The organism is Nocardioides sp. zg-DK7169 (genome assembly GCF_013155365.1).
Classification (GTDB): Bacteria; Actinomycetota; Actinomycetes; order Propionibacteriales; family Nocardioidaceae; genus Nocardioides.
The window spans coordinates 39519-62434 of sequence record NZ_JABJRA010000010.1 but is presented as its reverse complement, the minus strand read 5'-3'; the positions used below and the strand labels follow the sequence as shown (position 1 = coordinate 62434).

Annotated in this window: 26 protein-coding genes; 13 read left to right on the top strand and 13 right to left on the bottom strand. The window is 74.5% G+C overall.

Going from position 1 to position 22916, the window contains the following annotated elements; translation table 11 throughout:
• Positions 1–15: 15 nt before the first annotated feature.
• Positions 16–1011 (top strand): NAD(P)H-quinone oxidoreductase, encoded by a 996-nt coding sequence (locus HOQ23_RS15275; protein WP_172215454.1) that lies wholly within the window; start codon positions 16–18, stop codon positions 1009–1011.
• A gap of 176 nt (positions 1012–1187) precedes the next feature.
• The gene (locus tag HOQ23_RS15270; RefSeq protein ID WP_253945570.1) at positions 1188–1853 is read left to right on the top strand and encodes a bacterial proteasome activator family protein; all 666 of its coding nucleotides are present in this window, start codon (positions 1188–1190) and stop codon (positions 1851–1853) included.
• Between the two features lie 37 nt (positions 1854–1890).
• Here the strand turns inward: HOQ23_RS15270 and HOQ23_RS15265 are convergent, their stop codons facing one another.
• From HOQ23_RS15265 to serS, 5 genes are read right to left on the bottom strand one after another with little or no spacing between them, the layout of a single operon-like run.
• Entirely contained in the window at positions 1891–2529 is a 639-nt protein-coding gene (locus tag HOQ23_RS15265; protein ID WP_172215453.1) for a hypothetical protein, read from the bottom strand.
• Positions 2530–2546: 17 nt separating this feature from the next.
• Positions 2547–3347, bottom strand: coding sequence for a Cof-type HAD-IIB family hydrolase (locus HOQ23_RS15260; RefSeq protein WP_172215452.1), 801 nt, complete (start codon positions 3345–3347; stop codon positions 2547–2549).
• Positions 3344–3829, bottom strand: coding sequence for a GNAT family N-acetyltransferase (locus tag HOQ23_RS15255; RefSeq protein ID WP_172215451.1), 486 nt, complete (start codon positions 3827–3829; stop codon positions 3344–3346). The genes HOQ23_RS15260 and HOQ23_RS15255 overlap by 4 nt, the downstream gene beginning before the upstream one ends.
• On the bottom strand, positions 3826–4632 hold the full coding sequence (locus tag HOQ23_RS15250; RefSeq protein WP_172215617.1) for an HAD family hydrolase: 807 nt from the start codon (positions 4630–4632) through the stop codon (positions 3826–3828). The genes HOQ23_RS15255 and HOQ23_RS15250 overlap by 4 nt, the downstream gene beginning before the upstream one ends.
• Positions 4633–4685: 53 nt before the next feature.
• Positions 4686–5981 carry a serine--tRNA ligase gene (serS, locus tag HOQ23_RS15245; RefSeq protein ID WP_172215450.1) on the bottom strand — a complete coding sequence of 432 codons (1296 nt, stop codon included), beginning with the start codon at positions 5979–5981 and terminating at the stop codon, positions 4686–4688.
• A 99-nt stretch (positions 5982–6080) separates the two neighbouring features.
• On the opposite strand from serS, the gene HOQ23_RS15240 reads away from it, so the two are divergent.
• Positions 6081–7655, top strand: coding sequence for a diacylglycerol kinase family protein (locus tag HOQ23_RS15240; protein WP_367650520.1), 1575 nt, complete (start codon positions 6081–6083; stop codon positions 7653–7655).
• Positions 7656–7764: 109 nt separating this feature from the next.
• Positions 7765–8547: a GIDE domain-containing protein gene (locus tag HOQ23_RS15235; protein ID WP_172215449.1), complete on the top strand. Its 783-nt coding sequence runs from the start codon at positions 7765–7767 to the stop codon at positions 8545–8547.
• A gap of 213 nt (positions 8548–8760) precedes the next feature.
• Here the strand turns inward: HOQ23_RS15235 and HOQ23_RS15230 are convergent, their stop codons facing one another.
• Positions 8761–9165, bottom strand: coding sequence for a DUF4446 family protein (locus HOQ23_RS15230; RefSeq protein WP_172215448.1), 405 nt, complete (start codon positions 9163–9165; stop codon positions 8761–8763).
• Between the two features lie 23 nt (positions 9166–9188).
• Between HOQ23_RS15230 and HOQ23_RS15225 the strand changes: the two genes are divergently transcribed.
• The 6 genes from HOQ23_RS15225 to HOQ23_RS21300 all read left to right on the top strand — a co-directional run bounded on the left by HOQ23_RS15225 (position 9189) and on the right by HOQ23_RS21300 (position 14831).
• Positions 9189–10028 carry a prephenate dehydratase gene (locus tag HOQ23_RS15225; protein ID WP_172215447.1) on the top strand — a complete coding sequence of 280 codons (840 nt, stop codon included), beginning with the start codon at positions 9189–9191 and terminating at the stop codon, positions 10026–10028.
• Between the two features lie 54 nt (positions 10029–10082).
• Positions 10083–10772 carry a nickel pincer cofactor biosynthesis protein LarB gene (larB, locus tag HOQ23_RS15220; RefSeq protein ID WP_172215446.1) on the top strand — a complete coding sequence of 230 codons (690 nt, stop codon included), beginning with the start codon at positions 10083–10085 and terminating at the stop codon, positions 10770–10772.
• A complete protein-coding gene (larC, locus tag HOQ23_RS15215) occupies positions 10769–11965 on the top strand; it encodes a nickel pincer cofactor biosynthesis protein LarC (RefSeq protein WP_172215445.1) in 1197 nt (398 codons plus the stop codon). The genes larB and larC overlap by 4 nt, the downstream gene beginning before the upstream one ends.
• Before the next feature lie 65 nt (positions 11966–12030).
• On the top strand, positions 12031–13287 hold the full coding sequence (locus HOQ23_RS15210) for an arginine deiminase (protein ID WP_172215444.1): 1257 nt from the start codon (positions 12031–12033) through the stop codon (positions 13285–13287).
• A gap of 99 nt (positions 13288–13386) precedes the next feature.
• A complete protein-coding gene (locus tag HOQ23_RS15205) occupies positions 13387–13755 on the top strand; it encodes a Crp/Fnr family transcriptional regulator (RefSeq protein WP_172215443.1) in 369 nt (122 codons plus the stop codon).
• Positions 13752–14831, top strand: coding sequence for an adenylate/guanylate cyclase domain-containing protein (locus tag HOQ23_RS21300; RefSeq protein ID WP_216654276.1), 1080 nt, complete (start codon positions 13752–13754; stop codon positions 14829–14831). Before HOQ23_RS15205 ends, HOQ23_RS21300 begins: the two co-directional genes overlap by 4 nt.
• A gap of 123 nt (positions 14832–14954) precedes the next feature.
• On the opposite strand, the gene HOQ23_RS15195 is transcribed toward HOQ23_RS21300, so the two are convergent.
• Genes HOQ23_RS15195 through HOQ23_RS15185 form a run of 3 tightly spaced genes read right to left on the bottom strand, consistent with a single transcriptional unit; the run spans position 14955 to position 17895 of the window.
• The gene (locus tag HOQ23_RS15195) at positions 14955–15887 is read right to left on the bottom strand and encodes a DUF5926 family protein (protein ID WP_172215442.1); all 933 of its coding nucleotides are present in this window, start codon (positions 15885–15887) and stop codon (positions 14955–14957) included.
• Positions 15888–15898: 11 nt separating this feature from the next.
• Positions 15899–16678: a glycerophosphodiester phosphodiesterase family protein gene (locus tag HOQ23_RS15190; RefSeq protein WP_172215441.1), complete on the bottom strand. Its 780-nt coding sequence runs from the start codon at positions 16676–16678 to the stop codon at positions 15899–15901.
• 23 nt (positions 16679–16701) lie between these two features.
• Entirely contained in the window at positions 16702–17895 is a 1194-nt protein-coding gene (locus tag HOQ23_RS15185) for an ATP-binding protein (RefSeq protein ID WP_172215440.1), read from the bottom strand.
• A 166-nt stretch (positions 17896–18061) separates the two neighbouring features.
• Here HOQ23_RS15185 and HOQ23_RS15180 point away from each other — a divergent pair, with 166 nt between their 5' ends.
• Entirely contained in the window at positions 18062–18928 is an 867-nt protein-coding gene (locus HOQ23_RS15180; RefSeq protein ID WP_172215439.1) for an Fpg/Nei family DNA glycosylase, read from the top strand.
• Between the two features lie 23 nt (positions 18929–18951).
• On the opposite strand, the gene HOQ23_RS15175 is transcribed toward HOQ23_RS15180, so the two are convergent.
• Both HOQ23_RS15175 and HOQ23_RS15170 read right to left on the bottom strand, forming a co-directional pair.
• Positions 18952–19326: a hypothetical protein gene (locus tag HOQ23_RS15175; protein WP_172215438.1), complete on the bottom strand. Its 375-nt coding sequence runs from the start codon at positions 19324–19326 to the stop codon at positions 18952–18954.
• Positions 19327–19468: 142 nt separating this feature from the next.
• Positions 19469–20059, bottom strand: a complete 591-nt coding sequence (locus HOQ23_RS15170; RefSeq protein ID WP_172215437.1) for a GNAT family N-acetyltransferase — start codon at positions 20057–20059, stop codon at positions 19469–19471.
• Positions 20060–20209: 150 nt separating this feature from the next.
• Here HOQ23_RS15170 and HOQ23_RS15165 point away from each other — a divergent pair, with 150 nt between their 5' ends.
• Entirely contained in the window at positions 20210–20539 is a 330-nt protein-coding gene (locus tag HOQ23_RS15165; protein ID WP_367650518.1) for a rhodanese-like domain-containing protein, read from the top strand.
• A gap of 46 nt (positions 20540–20585) precedes the next feature.
• Here the strand turns inward: HOQ23_RS15165 and aat are convergent, their stop codons facing one another.
• Complete coding sequence (gene aat / locus HOQ23_RS15160) at positions 20586–21269, bottom strand: leucyl/phenylalanyl-tRNA--protein transferase (RefSeq protein ID WP_172215435.1); 684 nt, start codon at positions 21267–21269, stop codon at positions 20586–20588.
• 74 nt (positions 21270–21343) lie between these two features.
• Here aat and HOQ23_RS15155 point away from each other — a divergent pair, with 74 nt between their 5' ends.
• Entirely contained in the window at positions 21344–22024 is a 681-nt protein-coding gene (locus tag HOQ23_RS15155) for an EcsC family protein (RefSeq protein ID WP_253945569.1), read from the top strand.
• Positions 22025–22048: 24 nt separating this feature from the next.
• On the opposite strand, the gene HOQ23_RS15150 is transcribed toward HOQ23_RS15155, so the two are convergent.
• The gene (locus HOQ23_RS15150; protein ID WP_172215433.1) at positions 22049–22855 is read right to left on the bottom strand and encodes a hypothetical protein; all 807 of its coding nucleotides are present in this window, start codon (positions 22853–22855) and stop codon (positions 22049–22051) included.
• Positions 22856–22916 lie beyond the last annotated feature (61 nt).

The following is a 22916-nucleotide window of genomic DNA, read 5'->3' as shown; positions in this document are numbered from 1 at the left end:
CCCTAGGGTGGGGCCATGCGTGCTGTGGTGGCGAAGGCCAATGGTGGTCCCGAGGTCCTGTCGGTCAGGGAGGTCCCCGACCCGGTCGCGGGCCCCGGCGAGGTGCTGGTCGAGGTCGTGGCGACGGCGGTGAACCGCGCCGACACCCTCCAGCGCCAGGGCCACTACCCGCCGCCGCCGGGCGCCTCGGACATCATCGGCCTGGAGTGCAGCGGCCGGGTGGCCGCGCTCGGCGAGGGCGTCGAGGGCTGGCACGTCGGCGACGAGGTGTGCGCGCTGCTCGCCGGCGGCGGGTACGCCGAGCTGGTCGCCGTCCCGGCGGGGCAGCTGATGCCGGTGCCCGCCGGCATCGACCTGGTGACCGCGGCGGCGCTGCCCGAGGTGGCCTGCACGGTGTGGTCGAACCTCTTCATGGTCGCCGGGCTCACCCCGGGCGAGGCGGTGCTGATCCACGGCGGCGCCGGCGGCATCGGCACCTTCGCCATCCAGCTGGCCCACCAGCTCGGCGCGCGTGTCCTGACCACCGGCGGCACCCCGGCCAAGCTGGGCCTGTGCGGCTCCCTGGGCGCCGACGTCACCATCAACTACCGCGAGCAGGACTTCGTCGAGGTGGTCCGCGAGCAGACCGACGCCCACGGCGTCGACGTCATCCTCGACAACATGGGCGCCAAGTACCTCGACCGCAACCTGGCGGCGCTGGCCACCGAGGGCCGCCTGGTGATCATCGGCATGCAGGGCGGCACCCGCGGCGAGCTCGACATCGCCAAGCTGCTCAACAAGCGCGCCGCGGTGATCGCGACCTCCCTGCGCTCACGGCCCACGGCCGACAAGGCGGCCATCTGCGCGGCGGTCGTCGAGCACGTCTGGCCGCTGGTGGCCGACGGCTCGGTGCGCCCGATCGTGCACGAGGTGATGTCCCTCGAGGACGTCGCCGCGGCCCACACGGTGATGGCCGAGGGCACCCACACCGGCAAGATCCTGCTGACCGTCTGCCCCCCCTACCCCGGTTGAGTCGAGGGTTCTGACGGTCGAGTCGGGCCTTGCTGACGGTTGAGTCGAGGGTTCCGTCCCCGGCGCCGCCATTGGCGCCGACTCGGCGCACCACAAGGGCCGACTCGCGCCGCCATCAGGGCCGACTCGGCGAAGGTCTGTGCCATGGCTCACCCCCTGGTCGCTAGCGTGGACCCATGAGCGAGCAGCCGAAGCCGGGCGAGCAGGACCAGCAGATCGTCGTCATCGGCCCCGACGGGCGGCCGATGGCCGTGCCGACGTCGGCCGTGGCGTCCGGTCCCGGGGGCCACGACGGCACCCACGCCCAGGGCGAGGACCAGGGGCACGACGACCAGGCCGGGGGCGAGCGCGCCCTGACCGAGCTGGTCGAGCAGCCCGCCAAGGTGATGCGGATCGGCAGCATGATCCGCCAGCTCCTCGAGGAGGTGAAGTCCGCGCCCGTCGACGAGGCCAGCCGCAACCGCCTCAAGGAGATCCACCGCTCCTCGATCGCCGAGCTCGAGCAGGGCCTCGCCCCCGAGCTCGTCGAGGAGCTCGAGCGGCTCACCCTGCCGTTCTCCGAGGACGCCACCCCCAGCGAGAGCGAGCTGCGGATCGCCCAGGCCCAGCTGGTCGGCTGGCTCGAGGGGCTCTTCCACGGCATCCAGACCGCGATCTACGCCCAGCAGATGGCGGCGCGGGCGCAGTTCGAGCAGATCCGGCGCGCCCTGCCCGCCGGGATGGTCGTGCAGCCCGGCGGCGTACCCGGCCAGGCGGGCCAGGCCGCGCAGGCCGGTCAGGCGGGCGCGGCCGCGGCGGACGCCGACCCGCGCTCGGGCGGCATGGGCGGCATGTACCTCTGAGCCCCTGCGGGCTCAGTACCTCTGAGCCCCTGCGGGCTCAGCCGTCGGAGCGGCGGCCCACCCAGCGCGCCAGCACCAGCCCGAGCAGGCCGACCAGGACCAGCGCGAGGCCGGGTGCGGCGGTGCGGGTGAAGTCCGCGGGCGCGTCGGCGCCGACCGGCTCGATGACGGCCTCGACCTCGCCGGGGTCCACGCTCGGCGGGGCGCCCTCGCCGTAGAGGTCCTCGACCGCGAGGACCAGCGCCGGGCGGGCGGGGGCGGTGCCGCCGCAACCGCGCGCGGTGACCCGGTCGTCGACGAGGCCGGCGAAGAAGACGTACTCGCTTCCCGTCGCCAGCCGGCCGAGCCCGCAGGGCTCGTCGGCACGCGACTCGGTGACGACCTCGAGCGCGATCTCGGTCACGGTGCCCTTGTAGACCGTCTCGACGGAGACCTCCTGGACCCACGTCCGGCCGCGGGCGGCGGACTGCTCGACGGTGCCCGTGAAGACGTAGCGGGCGGCGCGGGCGTCGGCCTCGGTGTCGGAGGGGGCGCACCGGCAGGCGGCCGCGGCGGGCGCGGCGCCGCCCACGAGGGCGACCGCGCCGGCGCCGAGCACGCCGAGGACCAGCAGCACCGTCGCGAGCAGGGCTGCCGGCCGGCGCAGGGCCGGGGCGGAAGTCAGGCTGCGGGACACGGCGTCATTCGACCAGATCACAGACCGAAGACACCAGCCAGCACCCGCGCGACGCCGTCGTCGTCGTTGCGCGGCGCGACCCGGCCCGCCGCGGCGGTCACCGTCGGGTGCGCGTCGGCCATGGCGTACGACGTACCGGCCCAGGTGAGCATCGGCAGGTCGTTGGGCATGTCGCCGAACGCGACGACCTCCTCGGCGCCGATCCCGAGCCGCGCGGTGAGCAGCTCCAGGGTCGAGGCCTTGGTGACGCCGGGCGCGCTGATCTCCAGCAGCGAGGTCGAGGAGGACCAGGTGATGACCAGGCTCCCGCCGAGGGCCTGCTCCGCGGCGTCCCAGAACTCCTGGGGCGCGAGCTCCTCGTGGCGGGCGAGCAGCTTGAGGGCGGGACGGTCGAAGAGCTCCTCCACGGGGGCGCGCCGCGAGCCGTCAGGCATCGGGTAGCGCTCCATGAAGTGCGGCTCGAGCCCGATGCCGGCGACGTCCTCGACGGCGTACGTCGTGCCGGGCACCGCCTCGCGCAGCAGCTGCGCGGAGCGCAGCCCCAGGTCGGGCTCGATGGCGCGCTCGAGGTCCACGGCCTTGCGCGCGACGTCCCAGACGAGGGCGCCGTTGGAGATGATCGCCAGCCCGTGGCGACCGACGTGCTCGAAGACGTCCTCGGCCCAGCGCAGCGGGCGACCGGTCACGAACACGACCGGCACGTCGCGCCGGTCGAGCTCGAGGAGCACGTCGCGGGTGTAGTCGGAGATGGTGCCGTCGGAACGGACCAGGGTGCCGTCGAGGTCGGTCGCGACCAGGCGCGGGAGGGTCGTCGTCATCGCAGCGGCCGCACCATCACGAGCTCGCCGTCCTCGGTGGCGCCGCGCAGCTCGGTGAAGCCGCAGGACGCCAGCACCTTGATGCTGGTCTTGTTGTCGGGCGCGACGCTGGCACGCACCCGGACGCCGACCCGGTCGCACTCCGCCAGCAGCGCGGTGAGCGCCTCGGTCATGAACCCCCAGCCGCGAGCCTCGGCGACCAGGCCGTAGCCGACCTCGACCTCCGCGACGCCGTCGGTCGCCGGCTCCGGGGGGCCGTAGAACCCGATCGAGCCGAGCACGGTCACCCCGCGCACCACGCTGCGCGGGCCCCAGGTGTCGCCGTCGTGCCACAGGGTCGCGGCGTCGACGTCGTCGCGGCGCGGGAAGTCGCCGTGCCAGCCCGGGCGCCGGCCGCCGCCGCGGATCGCCGCGACGTCCTCGGCCGTCCACAGCGGCAGGCCCAGGCGCGCGGTCCTGACCAGCACCGGAAGCGCGCTCACGCCGGGAACCAGCGCCCGATCTCCAGCGCCGCCCCGTCGTCGTACACGCTCGCGGCGACGTCGTCGGCCACGTCGATGACCGGCTGGATCGCCTGGCCCATCGCGACGCCACGACCGGCCCACTGGAGCATCTCGATGTCGTTGCGGCCGTCGCCGATGGCGAGCACGTCGGCGGCGTCCACGCCCAGCACCTGCGCGACGTGCTCCAGGCCGGAGGCCTTGGAGACGCCGACCGGCGCCAGGTCGAGCCACGCGGTCCAGCCGACGACGTAGTCGGTGCCGTGCAGGCCCAGGCCCTCGGCGAGCTCGACGAACTCCTCGGCGGTGGCGTCGGGGTCGCGGATGATCACGCGGCTGACCGGGCCGGAGACGAGCTCGTCGAGGTCGGTCACGATCATCTCGCCGGACAGCTCGCCCTCGGGGAAGTGCTTGGTCACCCGGTAGCCGAAGCCGCGCTCCTCCACCGCGACCAGCGCGGTGGGGTGCCGCTCCAGGATCGCCGCGACCGCCGGACCGGCGTCGAAGGTCTCCTCGTGGACCACCTCGAGCGGCGGGTAGCGGAAGACGACCGCGCCGTTGGAGGCGACCACCCAGAGCCGGTCGCGCTCCTCGCCGTGCAGGTCGAGCAGGTCAGCGATCCCGGTCATGCCGTGCGGGGAGCGCCCGCTGGCCAGCACGATGTGGGCGCCCGCGGCCAGGGCCCGGTGCACGGCGGCGTAGACGGCCGGGGAGATCTCCTCGTGGGTCGCGCCGAGGCCCTCGATCCACTTCAGCAGGGTGCCGTCGATGTCGAGCGCGACCATCTGGGGGACCCAGCCGTCGGGCACTGCCGGCTTGTCCTCGCGTCGGATCGAGGTCACTGCGCCACCGGCTTCAGCACCTCGAGCCCGCCCAGGTAGGGCCGCAGCGCCTCCGGGACGCGGACCGAGCCGTCGGCCTGCTGGTGGTTCTCCAGCAGCGCGACGATCGTGCGCGTGACCGCGCACAGGGTGCCGTTGAGGGTGGCGACCGGGCGGGTCTCGGTTCCCGACCCCGACGCGGCCGGGAACCGGCCGCGGATGTCGAGGCGCCGCGACTGGAACTCGGTGCAGTTCGAGGTCGAGGTGAGCTCGCGGTACTTGGCCTGGGTCGGGATCCACGCCTCGCAGTCGAACTTGCGGATCGCGGAGAGGCCGAGGTCGCCGGCGGCGACGTCGATGACCTGGAAGGGCAGCTCGAGCTTGGCGAGGAACTCCTTCTCCCAGGCCAGCAGTCGCAGGTGCTCGGCCTCCGCGTCGGCGGGGTCGGCGTAGACGAACATCTCGACCTTGTCGAACCAGTGCACCCGGAAGATGCCGCGGGTGTCCTTGCCGTGCGAGCCGGCCTCCTTGCGGTAGCACGGGCTGAACGCGGCGTACCGGCGCGGCAGCGAGGCGCCGTCGAGGATCTCGTCGGAGTGGTACGCCGCCATCGGCACCTCCGAGGTGCCGACGAGGTAGAGGTCCTCTCCCTCGATGCGGTAGACGTCGTCGGCGGCCTGGCCCAGGAAGCCGGTGCCGTCCATGGCGCGGGGCCGGACCAGGGCCGGCGGGATCACCTCGGTGAACCCGGCCTCGGCGGCCTGGTCGAGGGCCATCGCGACCAGCGCACGCTCGAGGCGGGCGCCGATGCCGGTGAGGAAGTAGAACCGCGCGCCGGACACCTTCGCGCCGCGCTCGACGTCGATGGCGCCGAGCAGCCGGCCGAGCTCGAGGTGGTCGCGGGGCTCGAAGCCCTCCGCGGCGAAGTCCCGCGGCTGCCCGAGCGTCTCCAGCACCACGAAGTCGTCCTCGCCGCCCGCGGGGGCGGCGTCCGCGGCGAGGTTGGGCAGCGCGTGGATCGCGTCGTTCCAGGTCTCCTCGGCCGCCTTCTGGGCCGCCTCGGCCTCCTTCACCTCGGCCGCGAGGGCCTTGGTGCGGGCCAGCAGCTCGGCCTTCTCCTCGCCGCTCGCCTGGGCGACCTGCTTGCCGAGGCTCTTCTGCTCGGCGCGGCGGGACTCGAAGGTCGCGATCGCGGAGCGGCGGGCGGCGTCGGCGCGCAGCGCGACGTCCACGATCTCGTCGGACAGACCCCGCTTCGCCTGGGCAGCGCGCACACGGTCGGGGTCGTCTCGCAGGATGCGTGGGTCGATCATGCGGCAAGGTTATCGGGGCGCCGTCGCCCACCTCACTCGCATTGTCGCTGGCGCGTCCCTGACGCCTCCCCGGCGTGCCCGCCCGGTCATACTGACCCGGTGCTGGATCGTCCTCGCCTGGTCCACCTGACCTGGGCCCTGCTCTGTGTCGCCCTCTTCTCCGGCATCGCGCTCGCCGCGGTCCAGGGCTGGGGGCCGGTCGGTGCCCTCGACAACCGCGGCGACCCCGCCCAGCAGTGGGCGGTGGACACGCCGTGGCTGCGGGTCCCGCTCCGGGCGGTCGAGGTGGTCTTCGGCACCGTCGGCATGATCGTGCTGACCGGGGTGCTCGCCGTCACGATGTTCCTCAAGGGCCACCGGCGCGCGGCGTACTTCAGCGTGGCGGTGATGGTCCTGGCCTCGGTCGCCACCACGGCGGTCAAGCTGACCGTGGGCCGTGAGCGCCCCGAGTGGCAGCTGGCGGAGGACCTGCTGACCACCAAGTCCTTCCCCTCCGGGCACGCCTCCTCGGTGGCGGCGCTGGCCGGGGTCTGCTTCGTGCTGGTCACGATGCTGGTGCGTCGGCGCAACGTACGGCGCCTGGTCGGCACGGCCCTGCTCGCCGTGGTGGTCGTGGTGTGCCTGGACCGGGTGCTGCTGGGCCGGCACTTCCCCACCGACGTGGTCGGCGGCGCGGCGCTGGGGCTGGCGTGCGTGCTGATCGGGCTCGCAGTGGTCAACCCGCTGCCGCGCAGCAGCGCCGCCAGCGTCGAGCCACTGCCCGAGGTGTTCGCCTCCACGCGCACGCTGCACGTGATCCTCAACCCGATCAAGGTCGAGGACGTCGGGCAGTTCAAGCACCTGGTCAGCGCGATGGCGACCGAGGCCGGCTGGTCGACGCCGGTGTGGCACCACACCACCGTCGAGGACCCGGGCACCGGGATGGCCGAGGCGGCGGCGGTCGCGGGCGCCGACCTGGTGCTGGTCTGCGGCGGCGACGGCACGGTGCGCGAGGTCTGCGCCGAGCTCGCCGGCACCGGGATCCCGGTCGGGATCATCCCCGCGGGCACCGGCAACCTGCTGGCCCGCAACCTCAACATCCCGCTCTACATCCGCTCCGCGATCGACGTCGGCCTCAACGGCCAGGACCGCGCCATCGACATGGTCGAGGTCGGCGGCGACGGCATCGAGGACACCCACTTCATGGTGATGGCGGGCATGGGCTTCGACGCCGCGATCATGGCCGGCGTCAACGAGGACCTGAAGAAGCGCGTGGGCTGGATGGCCTACGTCGTCTCGGGCGTGAAGTCGCTGATGTTCCCCGCCGTGCGGGTCGAGATCTCCGTGGACGGCGGCGAGTTCACCCGGCACCGCGCCCGGACCGTCGTGGTCGGCAACGTGGGCTTCCTGCAGGCCGGCATGCCGCTGCTGCCGGACGCGGTGATCGACGACGGCCTGCTCGACGTGGTGATCCTGCACCCCAAGAACTTCGCCGGCTGGGTGCCGCTGGCCTGGCGGGTGCTGGCCAAGCGCCGCCACACCGACGAGCTGGTCGACCGCAAGACCGGTGCCTCGGTCGTCATCCGGGCCGCGGTGGACACCCCCCGCCAGCTGGACGGGGACTCGATCGGGCTGGGTCGCGAGCTGCGGATGCAGTGCGTGCACGGCCGGCTGCTGGTGCGCGTGCCGCGCTGAGCCGGCGTTCCTCCACAGGACCGCGGAAGCACGGGACAGGCGCGCTCCGGGTCGGGCAGGGTGGGGTCCGCCGTCCCCCACCGTCCCGCCATCCGTCCGGAGGCCCGAGATGACCGCCCAGCTGATCGCCGCCGCCGTGGCCGCCCTCGTCGCCGTCGGGCTGGGATACCTCGCCCGTGCGGCCCGCGCTGATCGCCAGCGGCTGCGCGCCACCGAGACCTCCACGACCGCGACCCTGACCGCGCTGGCCGGCGCCGCGAGCGACGCCGCCGGCAGCCGCAGCTATGCCGAACGGGTCGAGCTGAGCGGCGTGGCGGCCCCCGGGCCGCAGGGGCTGCTGACCTCCGAGATCTCCGGCACCCCGTGCGTGTGGCACCACCACAAGGTGAGCCGGCGCTACCAGCGGCGCCGCAGGGACTCCGACGGGAACCACCGCAGCGAGACCCGGACCGAGGTGGTGACCGAGAACCGCAGCCGCGAGCCGTTCGTGCTGCGCGACGAGCACGGCGAGATCCTCGTGGTGCCCGAGACGGCGGTGGACCGCCCGCGCAAGGTCCGCAGCGAGTTCCGCCCCGAGAAGGGCCGGAACGGCCTCTCGATCGACATCGGCTCACTCTCCCTGAACCTGCCGTCCGGCGACGACACGCTGGGCTACGAGTACGAGGAGTGGGTCCTCACCCCCGGCACCCCGCTGTTCGTGCAGGGCGAGGCCACCGACCGCTCCGGGCGCCTCGAGGTCCGCGACTCCCTCGTCGCGCCGCTGGTCGTGTCGACCCGCACCGAGGAGGAGCTCCAGGCCGCGCACACCCGCCGCACCCTGCTCTGCGCCGGCGGCTCCGCCCTCGCCGCCGCCGTCGCCCTCGTCACCCTCGCCCTCGCCGTCCTCCCCTGACGCGTCCCCCACCTTCGCCGAGTCGGCTCTCGTGGTTGCGCGAGTCGGCGCTTGTGGTGCGGCGAGTCGGCCCTTCTGGTTGCGCGAGTCGGCCCTTGTGGTGCGCCGAGTCGGCGCTCGTGGCGGGCGTCGGTACGCCGCGGCGTACGAGCTCTCGACTGAACGCGTCAGAAGTCTCGACTCGACGCGCAGAAGTCTCGATTCAACGAGCGCTCAGCGCTGGGGGCGGGCGTGCTCGATCGCCTCGGTCTCCTCGGGGGAGAGCTGCTGCTCGCAGCGCCAGGCGGTGATCGACTTGGCGTAGGTGCGGGCCTCGGCGCGGCCGTGGATCGAGGTGAGCACGACGCCGTGGCCGGAGTCGTCGAGCAGCGCGAGCGACCACGACAGGTGGCCGCCCATGTCGCCGAAGGCGTCGTAGCGCACCACCGCGAGGTGGCGCAGCGCGTCGCGGGTCTCCGCGCGCAGGGCCGCGACCTCCTGGCGCAGCCCGTGCACGTCCTCGGGCAGGGCGTCGGCCGAGGGCCGCTGCCGGTCGGTCTGGCCGCGGCGCAGGGACACCACGGCGACGAGCAGGGCAGCGAGGGCGACGAGCAGCGAGATGACGGCGAGGAGGACCACGGCGCAAACCCTAGGCTGTGGGCGTGACCGATCCTCGACGCATCGCCTACCAGGGCGAGCCCGGCTCCAACTCGCACGCCGTCTGCGCGCAGCACTACCCCGACTGGGACACCGTCCCGTGCGCGTCGTTCGAGGACGTCTTCGCCGCGGTCACCTCCGGCGAGGCCGAGCTGGCGATGATCCCGATCGACAACTCCCTCGCCGGCCGGGTGGCCGACATCCACCACTTCCTGCCCGAGTCGGGCCTCTACATCATCGCCGAGCACTTCCTGCGGATCCGCTTCCACCTGATGGCGCTGCCCGGCACCACGCTGGACCAGGTCCGCACCGTGCACAGCCACGTCCACGCGCTCGGCCAGTGCCGCAAGATCATCCGCGAGCACGGCCTGACTGCCGTGATCTCCGGCGACACCGCCGGCGCGGCCCGCGAGATCGTCGAGGCCGGCGACCCCAGCCAGGCGGCGATCTCGCCCCCGATGGCGGCGCCGATCTACGGCCTCGACGTGCTGGCCGAGGACGTCGAGGACGAGGACCACAACACCACCCGCTTCGTGGTGCTGTCCCCGGACTTCGTGCGCGCCCCCGCCGGCAACGGCCCGGTCGTGACCAGCTTCGTCTTCAACGTCCGCAACATCCCGGCGGCGCTCTACAAGGCGCTCGGCGGGTTCGCGACGAACGGCGTGAACATGACCAAGCTGGAGAGCTACATGGTCGGCGGGGAGTTCATCGCCACCCAGTTCCTCTGCGAGGTCGACGGCCACCCCGACGAGCCCGGCCTCAAGCGGGCGCTGGAGGAGCTGGAGTTCTTCACCACCGACGTCCGCGTCCTCGGCGTCTACCCCGCGGACCCCTGGCGCGCCTGACTCGCCCTGACTCGCTCCTGACGCGGGCACCCTCCGAAGGCTAGGTTCGTCGACGTGGACGAGCCTGACCCGCGCACGGCAGACCTCGGCTTCGCCCGCGTCGACCTGGACCGGGTGCGGCGCACCGGCGACCCCGAGGTCGTGTACGGCGCGGGCAAGACCCCCGCGCAGGTCGTCGCGATCCTCGGCGCCCTCCACGAGCGGCACCCGGACCGCGCGGTGCTCGCCACCCGGCTCGGCGACGACGCGCTCGCCCGCACCGCCGATGAGCTGGGGGCGGTCGTGGACCCGCTCGGGCGCACCGCCACCCTCGGCCCGCTGCCCGACCCGCGGGGCACCGTCGCCGTGGTCGCCGCCGGCACCTCCGACGGCCCCGTCGCCGCCGAGGCGGCCACCACGGTGCGGGTCCACGGCGCGCGCGTCGACCTGGTCACCGACGTGGGCGTCGCCGGCCTGCACCGACTGCTGGCGGTCCGCGAGCGCCTCGACGCCGCCGACTGCCTGGTCGTGGTCGCCGGGATGGAGGGCGCGCTGCCGTCCGTGGTCGCCGGGCTCAGCGGCGTACCGCTCGTGGCCGTGCCGACCAGCGTCGGCTACGGCGCCTCCCTCGGCGGGATCGCGGCGCTGCTGGCGATGCTCAACTCCTGCGCGCCCGGCGTCACCGTGGTCAACATCGACAACGGGTACGGCGCGGGCGTGCACGCCGCGCGGGTGGCCCGCGGGGCCCGCGGAACCGGCACATGAGGACCTGCTGGCTCGACGCCACCGCCGGCGCGAGCGGCGACATGCTGCTCGGCGCGCTGCTGGGCGCCGGGGTGCCGCTCGCGGTGCTCCAGGACGCGGTCGACGCGGTCGCCCCCGAACCGGTCGCGCTCACGGTCGAGGAGGTCACCCGCGGCGGCCTGGCCGCCACCCGCTGCCACGTGACGGTGCCCGACACCCGCCGCCACCGCACCTGGGACGACGTACACCGCCTCCTCACCGATGCCCCCCTCGACCCGGCGGTCCGGGCGCTGGCGACGGCGGCGTTCACACGGCTCGTCGAGGCCGAGGCGGCCGTGCACGCGACCGAGCCCGAGCGGGTGGAGCTCCACGAGGTCGGGGCCCTGGACGCGATCGCCGACGTCGTCGGGGTCGCCGCCGGCTTCGTGCACCTCGAGGTGGACCGGGTGGTGGTCTCGCCGGTCGGCGTCGGGCACGGCTGGGCCCGCAGCGCCCACGGACTGCTCCCGGTGCCGCCCCCGGCCGTCGTCGCCCTGCTCACCGGCGTCCCGTCGTACGCCGGGCCTCCCGGCGCCGCGGAGGGCGAGCTGTGCACCCCCACCGGCGCGGCCCTGCTGCGCGCGGTCGCCACCGGGTGCGGCCCGCAGCCCGCGATGACCACCCAGCACGTCGGGGTCGGCGCGGGCGCCCGCGACCCCGAGGGGCACGCCAACGTGGCGCGTCTCCTGCTCGGCACGGAGGAGCCCGCCGCCGGCGCGCCCGAGGTCGTCGAGGAGGTGGTCGTGGCCGCCAACGTCGACGACCTCGACCCGCGCGTCTGGCCCTCGGTGCTCGCCGCACTGCTGGCCGCGGGCGCGCTGGACGCCTGGCTGACGCCGGTGCTGATGAAGAAGGGCCGCCCGGCGCACACGGTCAACGCGCTGGTCCCGCCCGGGCTGCTCGGCGCGGTCGAGGAGGTGCTGTTCACCCACACCTCGACCATCGGGGTGCGCCACCACGTGGTCGGCAAGCGTGCGCTGGCCCGCGCCACGACCCACGTCGACCTCGAGGGTCACGAGGTCGGCGTCAAGCTCGCCCGGCTCGGGGAGCGGGTGGTCAACGCCCAGCCCGAGCTCGACGACGTCGCCCGGGCCGCGGCCGCACTGGGGCGCCCGCTCGCCGAGGTGCTCGCCGACGCGCAGGCGCTGGCGCGGGGGCTGCTCGACCGGCGCTGAGGGTCTCGACGGGCTCGACCCACGAACGCACGAGACCGCGCGGGGCCGGTGGCTAGGGTCTGCGCATGGCAGCGACGGCGTACCCCGAGGCCCCCGGACCCCGCGCACCCCACGGCGCCGACAGCGAGGTGGGGCGGCTGCGCACGGTGGTGCTGCACCGGCCCGGCGCCGAGCTGCAGCGGCTGACCCCGCGCAACAACGACCGGCTGCTGTTCGACGGCATCCCCTGGGTGGCCCGTGCACAGGAGGAGCACGACGCCTTCGCGGAGGCGCTGCGCGGGCGCGGCGTCGAGGTCCTGCACCTCACCGCGCTACTGACCGAGGCGCTGGCCGCCGAGGAGGCGCGCGAGCGCGCGATCACCACCGCGCTCGACGGGCGGCACCTCGGCGACACGCTGCGCGCCCACCTGGCGGCGTACCTGCGCGACGCCTCCCCCGAGGAGCTCACCACCCACCTGACCGCCGGCATCCGCAACGACGAGGTGCGCGGCGTCTTCGGGCTGGTCACCAGCCTGCTGGCCCACGACGACTTCCTCGTCGACCCGCTGCCCAACCTGCTGTTCACCCGCGACTCCAGCGTGTGGGTGCGCGACCGGGTCGCGGTGACGTCGCTGGCGATGCCGGCCCGCGCCCGCGAGACCCAGCTGACCGAGCTCGTCTACACGCACCACCCGCGGTTCGCGGGCACCCCGACCGTGCACGGCTGGCAGCACGAGCACGTCGAGGGCGGCGACGTGCTGCTCCTCGCGCCCGGGGTGATCGCCGTCGGCGTCGGGGAGCGTACGACGCCGGCCGGGGTGGAGCGCTTCGCCCGCCAGGTCTTCCACGCCGGCCTGGCCACCACGGTGCTGGCCGTGCCGATCGCGCAGGAGCGGGCCACGATGCACCTCGACACGGTGTGCACGATGGTCGACGTCGACAAGATCGTGATGTACCCCAACATCGCCGACTCGCTGCGTGCCCACGCGGTGACGCTGGCCGAGCCCGCGGAGCGCGAGGCCGACCAGGTGCTGCACGTGGGGCCGCCCGAGCCGTTCATGGTTGCCGCGGCGAAGGCCATGGGGATCGACACCCTGCACCGCATCGACACCGGCCTGGACCCCGTGACCGCCGAGCGCGAGCAGTGGGACGACGGCAACAACACCCTGGCCATCGCGCCGCGCGTCGCGGTCGCCTACGAGCGCAACGTCGAGACCAACGACCGCCTCGAGGCAGCCGGGATCGAGGTCGTGCGGATCGCCGGCTCCGAGCTCGGCTCCGGGCGCGGCGGCCCGCGCTGCATGAGCTGCCCGGTCGCGCGCGACCCGCTCCCGCTCGGCTGAGGCGGCCACGGGCCGATACGCGCCCTGGACACCCGCCGTAGGAGTCCGCGAGGATCCGGCGCGGGGAGGAACACCGCACGACCGCACCGGAAGGTTCGCATGACTGCCACGTTCTTCGACGCGTTCAGCCCCCAGGAGGTCGCCCGGATCAGCGCCGCCGGGACCCACCTCACGCTCCCCGCGGGCTGGTCGCCCATCTGGGAGCAGACCCCCGCCGACAAGGCCTACATCCTGCTCTCCGGCACCGTCTCGATCCGGCGCCACGGCCAGGAGATCGCCCGGCTCGGCTCCGGCGACATCGTCGGCGAGAGCGCCATCGTGGGCCGTCAGCTCCGCACGGCGACCGTGGTCGCGCTGACCCCGCTGGAGCTGATCCACCTCACCACCGAGGCCGTGCAGCGGCTGCGCGAGGAGATGCCGCGCTTCCGCGACGCGATCGACGCCGTGGCGGCCGCGCGCCTGCGATGAGCGAGCCCGGGGACCGGGCCGCCCTGGAGGCGGTGGAGGGGATGCTGCTCGGCGCCCCGGCCACCCTCACCCGGGCGCAGGTCGCCGACCGGGCCGGGGTCGACCTCGCGGTGGCGCAGGAGCTGTGGCGGCTGATGGGCTTCGCCGACGTGGACGACGCGGACGTGGCGTTCACCGAGGCCGACGTGCAGGCGCTGCGCGACACCGAGCGGCTGGTCGCGCTCGGCGTCCTGGGCCCGGAGCGGCGCGCCGCGCTGGTGCGCACCTGGGGGCGCAGCTACGCGCGTCTGGCGGAGTGGCAGACCCGGCTGCTCACCGAGGTGGCCGCCGACGGCGCCGATCCCGCCGTTCCGGACCGCGCCGGGCGCTCCGGCCGGACCGACGCCGGGCTGGGGGCGCTGGCCGGCCTCGCAGAGGAGGTGGTGCCGCTGGTGGAGTCGCTCCAGGGCTACGTGTGGCGCCGCCACCTCGCCTCCGCCACGGCCCGCACGCTCGCCGCGGAGCCGGCCGCCTCGCCGGTGAGCGACCAGACGGTCTGCTTCGTCGACATCGTCGGCTACACCCACCGCAGCCGCGCCCTGAGCGAGCGCGGGCTGGCCGCCTGGCTGGAGCGCTTCGAGGAGACCTGCGCCGACACGGCCCTCGACCACGGCGCGCGGGTGATCAAGAACATCGGCGACGAGGTGCTGCTGGTCGCCGACACGGCCGCCTGCGCCGCCGAGGTAGCCCTCACCCTCACCGCGCGGGGCGCCGACCCGGACGACGACTTCCCCGAGGTCCGCGCCGGCCTGGCCCACGGCCCGGTGCTCAGCCGGCTCGGTGACGTGTTCGGCGAGGCGGTCAACGTCGCCGCCCGGCTCACCGCGCTCGCGCGCCCGGGGACCGTGCTGGTGGACTCCGGCGCCCGGGCCGCGCTGGACGGATCACCCGACGAGGCGGCGGCCCCCGACGGCGCCGGTGGCGAGGCCCTCGACGAGGCCGGCGCGGAGCCGGCGGCGTACTCGCTGCGGCGGCTGCGCCGGGCGTCGGTGAAGGACTACCCGCGGGTGGGTGCCTGGGTGCTGCGGCGGGCCTGAGGCCGCGGGCGGCGTACCGGTCCCGGACATGGAAGGACCCGACCGGTGCTGACGGGGGGCAGACCGGCCGGGTCTTCTCCTAGGTTACGTACCCGTATCCACGGGAGCAAGATGAGCCCTCAACTACCGGATGGTGACCTGCCGGTTGGCCAGCCCGGAGCGCGCGGCGCGCTGCTCGGTGGTCAGCTCGGAGGTGTCCGCGAGCGCCTCGACGAGCGCGGCGCGGAACTCTGCCGCCGGGTCCTCCAGCGCCTCGGCGCCGGTGCCGACCTCGAGGTCCCACACCGGGGCGAGCAGGCCGTGGGCACGGAACATGCCGACCAGGCGCGAGCCCGGGACGAGCACGTCGCGGCCGGCCGCGTGCAGGCGCGCGAGCGCGTCGAGCAGCTGGTCCTCGGGCTCCGGCATCACCCAGCGCAGGTGCTCCTTGGGCCCCACGTTGGTCCAGTACGCCGCCTCGACCGAGGCCAGGCGCAGGGTCGGGTGCACCGACTCGTTGGCCTGCTGGAGCGCGGCCTCCATGCCGGAGGTGTCCTCGACGTCGGAGACCCAGTAGTCGAAGCCCTCGTGGACGGTGACCTCGAGGGTGTCGTTGGAGATCAGGTCCTGCAGCCGCGGGCCGGGGCCCGGGTCGGAGGTGAGGCCGACGATGCCGGGCTCGGCGTCGAGCGCGGCCAGCAGGACGGCGCCCAGGTCGCGCGAGGGGTCGCCGAAGGCGTGCTGGACCTGCAGGCCGAGCCAGATCTCGCCGCTGTCGCGGACCATCGCCGGCGCCGCCATCGGCAGCAGCGTGCACAGCCGCACCGCGCGGTCGGAGTCCTTGAGCGTCAGCGGGGCGGTCGCGGCCGGGACCAGCTCGCGCATCGCGACCACGTCGCACTCGCCGGGCAGGCCCTCGAAGGGACGCGCGACGAACGGGGTCGCGGCGCCGCCGGCCGCGCCGTGGCACGCCTTGTAGCGCTTGCCCGAGCCACAGGGGCAGGGCTGACGGGGGCCGACCTCGCCCTCGGCGAGCGGAGCAGCGTCACGGGCCTTGGTGCGGGACTTCTTCGCCATGGGGACTGAACCTACCGCTCCAGCAGCTCCCGCATGTACGCCGGGCGGTCGGTGATGACCGCCTCGACGCCGAGCTCGCGGCACAGCTCGAGGTGGTCGCGGGTGTTGACGGTCCACACGTTCAGCGCGTGCCCGGCCCGCACGATGCGCGGCCCGAGGCGGGGGTGGGCGACGAGCTCCTCGACGCCGGGCCCGAGCGCCCAGTCGCGCCCGACCACCCGGCGCAGCACCGGCCACTGCTCGGCGTGCTCGAACAGCATCACCAGCGGCACCTCCGGGACCAGCCGCTCGAGACGCTGCAGCGCGGTCCAGGAGAAGCTCATCACCCGCACCGGGCTGCCGGCGCGGTCCCAGCCGAACTCGCGCAGCAGCTCCGCGACCCGGCGCTCGACGAGCCCGCCGTACCGTGTCGGGTGCTTGGTCTCCACCGCCAGCTCGACGCGGCGGTCGTAGTCGGCGGCGACCTCGAAGAGCTTGCGCAGGGTCAGGACCCGGTGCATCTCCTCGTCGACCTCGGGCGCCTCGTCGTCGAGGTCGCCCCACGGGTTCTTCCAGGAGGAGAAGTCGAGCTCGGACAGCTCGGCGAGCTCCATCGTCGAGACCAGCCCGCGGTGGCGCGCCGTACGCCGGGTGTTGCGGTCGTGCACGCAGACCAGGTGGCCGTCGGCGGTCAGCCGGACGTCGCACTCCAGGCCGTCCGCGCCGGCGTCGAGGGCGGCGACGTACGCCGCGAGGGTGTGCTCGGCCTGCTCGTGGCTGGCGCCGCGGTGGGCGACGACCTGGGGGCGCATGGGGTCCATCGTGCCGTGCCGGGTCAGGCGTGCTCGCGCAGGTAGCGCCCGAAGTGCGGCACCGTGAAGGCGATCCGGCCGCGCTCGCCGGAGTAGATCAGCCCCTTCTTCAGCAGCGCGTCGCGTGCCGGGGAGAGCGACTGCGGGCGCTTGCCGAGCACGCTCGCGACGTCGGCGGTGGCGACCGAACCGACCACGTCGGCGTCGTCACCGGCCGCGTCGGCCATCGCGCGCAGGTAGTCGCGCTCCCCCGGTGTGGCGCGCTCGTAGCGCGACCCGAAGAACCCGACCGCCAGCTCCCGCTCCGCCTCCGGCGCCGCGACCGCGACGTCCTCGGCGGTGATCGGGCTGCGCGGGGCGTGGTCCCAGACCGCCTTGCCGTAGGCCTGGATGAAGTACGGGTAGCCGCCGGTGGCGGCGTACATCGCGGTCAGCGCGTCCTCGGTGAAGACCGCGTCCTCCTCCATCGCCGGCGTGGTGAGCGCCCGGTCGGCCTCCTCGCGCGCCAGCCGGTCGATGCGCTGGTAGGAGAAGAGCCGCTCGGAGTAGGACTTGCTGGCCGAGAGCACCGCCGGCAGGTGCGGCAGGCCCGCACCGACCACGATCACCGGCAGGCCGGACTGGCTCAGCTCGTGGCAGGCGGCGCACAGCGCGGACACGTCGTCGGGGCCGAGGTCCTGCATCTCGTCGATGAAGACCGCGATCCCCCGGCCGGTGTCGCCGGCCAGCCCGCCGAGGTCGGTGAAGAGCTCGACGAGGTCGATCTCGATGTCGCCGGAGTCGGCCCGCCCGCGCGCCGGCGGCACGTCGATGCCCGGGCTCCACTGCTCGCGCAGCTTGGCGCCCGGTCCCGCCTCGCGCTGGGCGAAGGCGCGCAGCACGCCGAGGACGTGGTCGGACTCCTCGCCCACCGGGTGGCCGAGCTCGCGGATCGCCTGGTGCAGCGCGGAGGACAGCGGCCGGCGCAGGCCCTGGTCGGGGCGCGCCTCCAGCTTGCCGGTCCCCCAGCCCTTGCGGACCGCCTGGGAGCGCAGCGCGTTGAGCAGCACCGTCTTGCCCACCCCGCGCAGGCCGGTCAGCACCAGCGAGCGCTCCGGGCGTCCCCGCGCGACCCGTTCCAGGACGACGTCGAAGGCGCGCACCTGGTCGTCACGACCGGCCAGCTCGGGCGGGCGCTGGCCGGCGCCGGGGGCGTACGGGTTCCGGATCGGGTCCACGATCAGACCGTATCGGCGTGTCTAGGTGCCGTCCTAGATTTGGGTAGCGAGTCGCAGAGGCGGTTCGCCGGGGTGTGGCCGGGCGGGGTGGGACGGCGGCCCGCGGCCAGCTGTCGCGGTCTTCGAGGCCCCCTCCCGGCCCCCGCCCGTCACCTAGACTCGCGGGGTGCCCGAGCTGCCGGAGGTGGAGGCGCTGGCCCTGGACCTGCGGGGCCGGCTGGCCGGGCGCGCCATCGCGAAGGTCCACGTCGCCGCGTTCAGCGCGCTGAAGACCTTCGACCCGCCGCTCTCCGCGCTGGAGGGCACGCTCGTCGACGACGTCACCCGGCACGGCAAGTTCCTCGACATCGACGCCTCCGGGCTGCACCTGGTCCTCCACCTGGCCCGCGCCGGCTGGGTGCGCTGGCGCGACGAGGTGCCCGCGCTGCCGCCCAAGGCCAGCAACAAGTCGCCGCTCGCGGTGCGCATCGTGCTCGACGACGACAGCGGCCTGGACATCACCGAGGCCGGCACCCGCAAGAGCCTGGCGATGTACGTCGTGCGCGACCCCGCCGACGTACCCGGCATCGCCTCGCTCGGCCCCGACCCGCTGTCGGAGGAGTTCACCGTCGAGACGCTCGGGGAGATCCTCCAGCGCGAGGGGCGCAAGCAGGTCAAGGGCGTGCTGCGCCACCAGGGCACCATCGCCGGCATCGGCAACGCCTACTCCGACGAGATCCTGCACGCCGCGCGGATGTCGCCGTACAAGCCGGCGAGCAGCCTCACCGAGGACGAGCTCGCCACGCTGTACGCCGCGATCCGCGACACCGTCGGCGCCGCCGTGGAGCGCTCCCGGGGCCTGGCCGCCAGCGAGCTGAAGGGCGAGAAGAAGAGCAACCTCGCCGTGCACGGCCGCACCGGCCAGCCCTGCCCGGTGTGCGGCGACACCGTGCGCGAGGTCTCCTTCGCCGACTCCTCGCTGCAGTACTGCCCGACCTGCCAGACCGGCGGCAAGCCGCTCGCCGATCGGCGGATGTCGAAGCTGCTCAAGTAGCAGCGGGTGAGCCAGGCCGGCGATCAGCCCGTGGCGTACCCGAGGATCACCGCGAGCGCGATCACAGCGGTCTCGGAGACGACGAGCAGCAGGGACAGGTAGCCGACGACCAGGCCGGTCCGTCGGTACGCACGCGCAGCACGGGGCATCGCGTCGGCTGCCGACCCGCACGCGGCGGCGGCGAGCCCGCCTCCCAGCGCGATCAGCGCGACGACCATGGCGACGATCGCCAGGGGGCCGAGCGCGACGACGTCAGGCTCGAACCGGCCCCAGACGGCCAGCAGTGCCGGAAGCCCGACGAGGAACGCGACGCAGGAGACGATGGCGGCTTTGGCGACGCTGGCAAGTTCCTCGCCCTCCTCCACGTCGCGGTGGCGCCGGGCGTGATCTCCGGTCATGGTGCGAGTATCCCCGACGACGTCGGTTCCACTCACTCGAACCTCCCGTGGAACACGGCGTCGATCTCGCAGGACTGCCGCGAGTCCTCGGTCGAGGCAGCGACTCAGGCGAACAGACGTCACACCCCGGTCGCGCGTGGGCTCAGGTCCCGGCGGCCGTCCCGACGACCGCGCTGCGCCGCTCGAGGAGCACCACGTCGCACCGCTGCCCGGCGAGCGGCCCGTGGGTCATCAGCCCGACCCGCTCGCGGGTGCCGACGACGCGGAACCCACAGGCGCGGTGCAGCGCGAGGCTGGCGACGTTCTGGGGGAAGACCCCCGCCTGCACCGTCCAGATCCCGGCGGCCTCGGTGGAGGCGACGAGGCCGTCGAGCAGGAGGCGGCCGACGCCGCGCCCCTGGGCGGCGGGGTGGACGTAGAGGGAGTGCTCGACGACCCCGGCGTACACCCGGCGCGTCGAGGTGGGGCTGACCGCCGCCCAACCGAGCACGGCGCCGTCGCGGTCGAGCGCGACGAGGCGGTGCGCGGGCAGCTTGGCGCGGTCGAACTGCTCCCAGGTCGGCGGCTCGGACTCGAAGGTCGCCTGGCCGGTGGCGATCCCGGCCCGGTAGATCTCCTCGACCGCCGGCCAGTGCTCCACGGTGAGCGAGGCGAGGACGAGTGCGTCGCGGTCGCGGTGCCCGTCCTCGCCCGGCGTCCTGCGAGGCGTCGGGTCGGTGGAATCGGCTCCCACGGTCCTCCCCTTCCCTACGAGCGAGCGAGAATTATCTCGATATCAAGATACTCCTGCGGTCGGAGGTCGGGACTTGCGCCCGCACCCCACCCGCCGCCGATCATGGAAGCTCGAGTCCCGCCCGCCGTTCCCATACGAAAGTTGGCTCCCGTGATCCCCACCGTCTCCATCGACGGCGTCCCGAACCCGCTCCCCGAGGGCCTCGCCGTCCTCGACGTCCGCGAGGACGTCGAGTGGCAGCACGGCCACATCGAGGGCGCCGTGCACATCCCGCTGATGGACCTGCCCGCTCGTCTCGAGGAGGTGCCGGACGAGCAGGTGCTGGTGGTCTGCCGGGTCGGCGGCCGCTCCAGCCAGGCGGTCGGGTGGCTGGTCCAGCAGGGCCGCGACGTGGTCAACCTCGACGGCGGCATGTACGCCTGGGCCGACGCCGGGCGCCCGATGGTCAGCGAGAACGGCCAGGCTCCGCAGGTGGTCTGAGCGCGCTTCCGGCCCCACTGCCGGGTAGTTCGTGACCCCTGAGCCCCTACCGCTCACCGTCGTCGAAGGCCGCGGGCAGCGGCACCTCGAGCGCCGCAGCGAGCTGCGAGAGGTACGCCGCACGCGGGACCTCGACCACGCCGAGGGATTCCAGGTGCGGGGTCTGCCACTGCACGTCGAGCACCCGGCGCTCGGCGTGCTCGTCGCGCAGCAGGTCCACCAGGGCGACCAGCGCGACCTTCGAGGCGTCGCGCTCGCGGTGGAACATCGACTCCCCGGCGAACAGCCCGCCGATCGCCACGCCGTACAGCCCGCCGACCAGGCGGCCCTCGCGCCAGGTCTCGACCGAGTGCGCCCAGCCCAGCTCGTGCAGGCGGGTGTACGCCGTCCGGATGCGACGGTCGATCCAGCTGCCCGGGCGGCGCGGGTCGGCGCAGGCCTCGACGACCTCGGCGAACGCGGTGTCGACGCGGACCTCCAGGTCGCGCGCCGAGCGGCGCAGGGAGCGGGAGACCTTCAGTCCGTCGAGCGGGAGGACGCCGCGCTGCACGGGGCTGAACCAGTACATCGGGTCGCGCCGCGAGCCCGGCATCGGGAACAGCCCCCGGCGGTACGCCGCCAGCAGGGTGCCGGCGTCGAGGTCGGCGCCGACCCCGACGAGGTCGTCGTCGGGGTCGAACCGGTCGGGGTCCGGGAAGGTCCACGCGGTCGGGGGCGGTTCGACGGGCACGCAAGGGACGGTACTGCTCACCGCCGTCTTCGTAGGATCGCGGGCATGGGTGTGACATGGGGATAAGGAAGTCGATGGCGTTGTCGCTGGGCCGCCAGCTCGCCCCGCGCGCGATCAGCGCCGCACCGGGGCTCACCGCCTCGTTCGTGCGCGAGGCGCTCCAGCGCGCCATCCACGGCGCCGGCCCGCTGCCGGGCGCCGTGCGGGCGGCCGAGAGCGCGCTGCGCGGGCAGGGCGGCGACGTCGACAAGGCGGTGCGGGCCGTGATCGACGACCACGTCCGCTACGCCGGGGCCCAGGGCTTCCTCACCAACGTCGGCGGCCTGGTGACCGCCGCGGTCGCCATCCCCACCAACGTCGCCGGGCTCGCGCTGGTGCAGTGCCGGATGATCGCGGTCATCGCCCACCTGCGCGGCCACGACCTCGACGACCCGCGGGTGCGCAACGCGGTCATCACCTGCCTGATCGGCGGCGAGGACGTCGACAAGCTGGTCGGCCAGCGCAAGCTGCCCGCCCCTCCGATGGCGCTCGCGACCGCCCCCGTGCACGACCCCGACCTCGACAAGGTGATCGCCGCCGAGGTCACCGCCGCGATCATCGCCGGCGTCGCCGGCAAGCGGCTGGCCACCACCGTCGGGCGCCGGGTGCCCGTGGTCGGCGGCCTGGTGGGCCTCGGCGCCGACGGCTGGGCGACCTGGCGGGTCGGGCGCTACGCCGCCGGCGAGCTCCTGGCCCGCCCGCGCGCCCACGGCTGACTCCCGGGAGCGCTGGGCCGCGGATCAGCCGGCGTTCGCGATCGGGTGCGCCGGCCAGCGCGAGGCGTCCAGCAGCACCCGGTCGCCCAGCGGTGCGGCGAGCTCGACGGTGCCCGGCACCCAGGGGTTCGCCTGACAGGTGGCCGCACCGTCGATGGCGGCACTCGTCCAGGTGATCGTGACGCTCTCGTCGGTCTCCACCACCTCGGGGGTGCCCAGGTGCGGCCGCGGGTCCCGGGCGCCTGTGCAGCCCCCCTCGCGCAGCCGCAGGGAGAGCGTGGTCGAGGTCGGGTCCAGCTCGCGCGCGGCCCGGACCTCCACCCGCTGACGTCCCGGCTCGGGCACTGGCGCCACGATCCGGCAGTCGCCCCAGCCGGAGGCGCGCCACTGCTCGCCCTCGCGGCGCAGGGTGACGACCTGGCCGTCCGGCGCGGGGCCGTTCGCGTCCCAGGCACCGGTGGCGACGGTGGCGTCGGTCGGGCTCTGGTCGAGCACGAACCAGTCCGCGTCCGCGAGGTCGCCACTCCTCAGTGCCGCCGGGGCGTCGATCCCGGCGTCGGCAGCGAGCTCCTCGAGCGCCCCGGCGAGGGCGTCCCGGTCGACGGGCTCGATGCCACCGTCCATCGCCGACACCGCCCAGCCGGGCGACTGGCCGAAGCAGCCGACCCAGGTGTCCCCCTCCGGGTCGGCGTCAGTGCTCGACGGCCCCTCCGACCCGCCTGCGTCCACGCGGGCGGCCGGACCGACCGTCGCGGTGCCGCAGGCGAGTGTCGAGAGCAGCACCGCAGGCACCAGGGCGAGGCGGGCGAGAGTACGCCGGGACACGGTCATGCCCGGTGCGACGAACCGCGCCGCGCCGCGGTTCCGGGTCGCCGCCGAGGACCAGACCGCC